Origin of the sequence: Geoalkalibacter sp. (assembly GCF_030604225.1) — a bacterium.
Lineage (GTDB): Bacteria > Desulfobacterota > Desulfuromonadia > Desulfuromonadales > Geoalkalibacteraceae > Geoalkalibacter.
Window position 1 is genome coordinate 1 of record NZ_JAUVWH010000200.1, and the last position, 3,008, is coordinate 3,008.

Below are 3,008 nucleotides of genomic sequence, written 5' to 3' on the forward strand. Positions count from 1 at the left end.
CTTTTTCGGATTCCGACCCTTGACTTGCAACTTGGTGCCGAAGGGGAGACTCGAACTCCCACGACCCTACGGTCACTAGACCCTGAACCTAGCGTGTCTACCAATTCCACCACTTCGGCTGAAGCGAGGGGTTTTATATCAAATGGCCGGAGTGAATGCAACAGAAAAAATCATTTTGGTTTTTTAGCATTCTTTTCCGCAAAAATTGCACGCTCTGTCGCTGATCTACGACGTTTTCCGGTAATTTCCTGATCTTTCCCAACCCCCAGGTCCAAACATTCCTCCGCTTATCTCGTCTTCAACCCCACGTGAATTATCGACATTTCCAATTTCCTCGAAAAACTGTGCCAGCCTTGGCAAAGCTTTTGCTCTAGTCAGGCTCCGGCGCGGCAATTCTGCCTGCTCCGACTGACGTCAGCTCAACCCTTATCAACCCTTTTGAGGAGTCAAAACCTTGCCCACCGCAAACAGATTTTCCAAATGGATTTCCTGGTTTGCCGGAATCACCCTGATGCTCTCCCTTGTCGCCTGCGGCGGCACGGGGGGCGAGAACGACCTCTCCTCCGGCACTCCCGTCAGCACCTCGGGCATCGCGGTCGATCCCTACATCGTTGGTGCCCGGTTCGAGGAAGTGTCCGCCGATGGCCTTACCCTCATCCAGCGCCAATCGAGCCTCAGCGACAGCGCGGGACGCTTCAGCTTTCCCGAACCCGTCAAGGAGGGCTCGACCATCCGTCTCAAGCAGGGCGCCAAAGGCACTCATGCCGGTGCCCCGTACACGGGAATGATCAAGCGCAGGGTGTCTGCGGACGACAACGAAACATTGGTGGTTTCCCCCCTGACGACCTTGCTGGCCAACGGCATGACGGGTGACGAGATCCTCTTCATGATGGACGCCGCCGGTCTGCCCGGCCTGACCCTGGCGGATCTCACCGCCGACCCCATGACTGGCCTGGAAAGCGCCACCAGCGTCACCGATGCCATGCTCATCCCTCTGCAGGCCAACATGGCCGCCAACGCCTACATGGAGGCCGGCGACGATTTTGATTTTCGCGGAACGCCCCAGACGCAAGCGGTTTCCGGACTGCGGCTGGCCGACATGGTTCTGGCCGTCAAGGAAACCCTCAACGCCGACCTCTATCGCGACCTCTCCGCCGCCATCGATAGCTCCCTCACCCTGGGCGACCTGATCCAAACCGCCGCGCGCCTGCATCGCACCATCGTCACCCAGGTCAAGGAGGACCTGGCGGCCAACGACCAGAGCCTGCCGCCCGGGCGGATCGCCCAGGCCATCACCGCGGCCCTCGCCGATGCGCCGAGTCTCGCCCGCGACATCCACCAGGGTCGTATCGGCAACAGCTCCCCCCCGGGCAGCGAGCCCGCCATCGACGGCGGCTCCCTCTTTGCCCAACTCTGCGCAAGTTGCCACACCCTCGGCACCGGCAGCGGCCTGATGGATCTCGCCGGCGATGGCGCGAAAATCAGCGCCAAATTTGCCGCCACCCACATGGGGCGCAACCTCGATGCCGCCCAGCAGGCCGCCGTGGCCGCTCACCTCAACGCCCAGGGCGGCAGCGGCTCGCCCGGCACCAATCCGGGCGGCAATACCGGCACGTCTCCCACACCTGCTCCCGGCCCGATCGCGCCCCCCGCGGCGCCGCCGACCGGCGCCGAACTCTACGCCGCCGAATGCCAGGGCTGCCATGGCAATCTGCAAAACAGCGACATCGCCAATCGCAGCGCGGCCGGCATCTCCGGCGCCATCAGCACCAACCTGGGCGGCATGGGCTTCATCGTGCTGAGCAACGCGGACATCCAAGCCATCGCCGACGCCCTTCCGGCCCCACCCGCTCCGCCGGTCAATCCCGCGCCGCCTCAGGAGCGCGGCGGCCAGGCGGTCTATGAACAGGATTGCGCCGCCTGCCACGCCTTGGGCAGCTTCGACACCTCGGGCAGCATCAACCTGGCGGGTCTCGGCGCCCAGGTACTCAGCAAGCTTCAAGCCGGCCACATGGGTAAAAATCCCACCTCTGGCGAACGCACCGCCCTCGCCACCTTCGTGGACAGCTTCGGCGGCACCTCGACCCCGGCGCCCACGCCCGACCCCACCCCGGCACCGGCGCCCAACTACGCCGATTGCGCGGGCTGTCACGGCAGCAAGCCGGCCGGGCCGAGCAATCCCGCCGCTGCCGGTGCCCACGCCGCGCACCTGGCGGTGTCCGGCATCGCGGGCAACTGCAACATCTGTCACGATGAAGCCAACCACGCCTGGGGCGCCGTCGACATCCTCGCCGATTTCGACGCCACCGCCGGCCGCCCGGCAACCTTCAACGTCACCGGCACCTGCAGCAACATCAGCTGCCACGGCGGTGTACAGACGCCCCCTTGGGCCACCGGCACCATCGCCGTTGCCACCGAATGCCAGAAATGTCATACCGCCGGCACCGCCGTGTACAGCGATTACTCCTCGGGGCGCCACAGCAAGCACCGCAATTACGCCTGCACCAGCTGTCACGACACCAACAAACTGGCGGCAAATCACTTCGGCAACCTCGGCACCAAGCAGTTCGAGCAGAACCCGGCCAGCACCCTGCTGGCGAACCTGAACTACGTCAACAACAACTGCACCCTCACCTGCCACGGTGAAAATCACAATCCCCTGCGCTGGCGCTAGGCGTTGGGCATCCGGCAAACATCAAAGGCGGACCCGCAAGGGTTCGCCTTTGGTGTTTTAACCCTCAGCAAAATTTCCTGCAAATCAGCTTCCGCTGCCTCTGAAGCCATGCTATATTTCGCCCCCATGACTCCCTTCCACATTGTCCTCATCGAACCCGAAATCCCGCCCAATACCGGCAACATCGCCCGTCTGTGCGGCGCCACAGGCACGGTGCTGCATCTCGTCGGCAAGCTGGGCTTTTCCCTGGATGATCGCTACCTCAAGCGCGCCGGCCTCGACTACTGGCCGGCCATCGAGGTGCGGCGCTGGGACGGCTTCGCCGACTTGCAGC

2 protein-coding genes and 1 tRNA gene are annotated in these 3,008 nt (G+C 63.6%); 2 read left to right on the top strand and 1 reads right to left on the bottom strand.

All coding sequences use genetic code 11. The annotated features are described in order from the left end of the window. Positions 1-32 precede the first annotated feature (32 nt). Positions 33-119, bottom strand: a tRNA-Leu gene (locus QAT43_RS14715). Positions 120-454: 335 nt separating this feature from the next. Here QAT43_RS14715 and QAT43_RS14720 point away from each other — a divergent pair. Both QAT43_RS14720 and QAT43_RS14725 read left to right on the top strand, forming a co-directional pair. Next, positions 455-2,674: a CxxxxCH/CxxCH domain c-type cytochrome gene (locus tag QAT43_RS14720; protein WP_305043845.1), complete on the top strand. Its 2,220-nt coding sequence runs from the start codon at positions 455-457 to the stop codon at positions 2,672-2,674. 126 nt (positions 2,675-2,800) lie between these two features. Then, positions 2,801-3,008 (top strand): tRNA (cytidine(34)-2'-O)-methyltransferase (locus QAT43_RS14725; protein WP_305043846.1); only part of this gene is annotated, 208 nt, incomplete at its 3' end.